The sequence below is a fragment of the Halorubrum sp. SS7 genome (assembly GCF_005435055.1).
Classification (GTDB): domain Archaea; phylum Halobacteriota; class Halobacteria; order Halobacteriales; family Haloferacaceae; genus Halorubrum; species Halorubrum salinarum.
In genome coordinates this window covers 1-654 of the sequence record NZ_SGXV01000222.1, presented here as the reverse complement: position 1 = coordinate 654, position 654 = coordinate 1, and the positions used below count along the sequence as shown (strand labels likewise).

The window sequence follows — 654 nt, the reverse complement described above, 5'->3', positions numbered from 1 at the left end:
TTGTTCCTCGCGGGGGACACTCTCCGGAAAGAACACGGTGAGCCACCGATTCCAAAACCCATCGTCATCAACGTCGCGGGTCGGCGCACGGTTGGCCGCGAAGATATGCTTTGTCGTGGGTGAAAACTTGAACACCGGCTTCCGTTTCCGCTCGGCGTCCAAGGCGTCACCAGCGATTATCTCTTTGACTTTCCCCGTGTTCTCAATGGTTGAGTTATCCAGATCGTTCCGGATATTGATTGCCGTGTTCACCAGTCGCGCCGGTCCCCAACGCTCATTTGCCAGATACTGGATTGAGGTGCTTGAGGTGCTAACGCTGTCGTCACCTCCGAAGAGCGCTCGAACCACGTCTAAGAACACGCTCTTCCCGGCGTCAGTTGGCCCAAACAGGATAAGGGACTTCTTCCGCGGTAAGTCCCAATGACGTAGGCAAAACCCGATGTACTCCTGTAGGAGCGGGATTGATTCGGGTTCAACTACGTCACCAAGGAACGCCTTCCAACGCGGGCAATCCGCTTCAGGGTCATATTCAGTATCCAGCCGCCACCGAACACGATCGTCCGGCTGAATCGGCCGACAGTCGCGCGTCTCCAAGTCCAGAAGCCCGCTCTTGGTGGCAATGGTTCCGGGCGGCCCGCCACCAAACGCCGCCTC

General features: G+C 57.5%; 1 protein-coding gene. It reads right to left on the bottom strand.

Going from position 1 to position 654, the window contains the following annotated elements:
- Positions 1-654 (bottom strand): phage/plasmid primase, P4 family (locus tag EXE44_RS17730; protein WP_199241270.1); only part of this gene is annotated, 654 nt, incomplete at both ends.